A 792-nucleotide genomic window follows, 5' to 3' on the forward strand; every position below is an offset into this window, starting at 1 on the left:
CGTGAGGTGCCGGAGGTGTTGCTGCTCGGCGGGTTCGACGCCCAGGTGGCGCGGACACCGGATGCGGTGGCGGTGGTGTTCGAGGGCGAGTCGTTGACGTATGCGCAGTTCGATGGGCGGGTGAACCGGTTGGCCCGGTTCCTGATCGATGCCGGGGTGGGTCCGGAGTCGTTGGTGGGCGTGGGGATGCGCCGATCGCTGGATCTGGTGATCGGAATGTATGCGGTGCTCCGGGCGGGTGGCGGGTATGTGCCGATTGATCCGGACCAGCCTGCCGAGCGCAACGAGTATGTGCTCGATACTGCGGCGCCGGTGTGTGTGTTGTCCACCTCGCGCGATGGTGTGGCCGTGTCCGGGCATCGGGTGGTGGATATCGATGTGGTGGATGTGTCGGGGTATTCCTCCGCAGAGGTGGTGGAGTCCGAACTCCTCGGTCCGGTGCGTCCGGAGAACACGGCGTATGTCATCTTCACGTCGGGGTCGACAGGGCGCCCGAAGGGGGTGGCGGTCAGTCACCGCGCGGTCGTCAACCTGTTGTCGTGGATGGCCTTCGAGTATGGTTTCACCGATTCCGATGTGGTGGTGCAGAAGGCGCCGGTGACGTTCGATGTGTCGGTGTGGGAGTTGTTCCTGCCGTTGGCGGTCGGTGCCCGGTTGGTTGTCGCGCGCCCGGACGGGCATCGTGATCCGGAGTACATGTTGTCGCTGATCGACGGCGCCGGCGTCACCGTGGCGGAGTTCGTTCCGTCGATGCTGGGGACGCTGCTGGCGGATCCCGCTGTGCAGATCCCC

Annotated in this window: 1 protein-coding gene; it reads left to right on the forward strand. The window is 65.7% G+C overall.

The window, feature by feature from the left end:
- The coding region (locus RM2_RS23260; RefSeq protein WP_139277950.1) for an AMP-binding protein at nucleotides 1–792 on the forward strand (792 nt) is incomplete at both ends.

The sequence above is a fragment of the Rhodococcus marinonascens NBRC 14363 genome, assembly GCF_001894885.1.
Taxonomy (GTDB): Bacteria; Actinomycetota; Actinomycetes; order Mycobacteriales; family Mycobacteriaceae; genus Rhodococcus_F; species Rhodococcus_F marinonascens.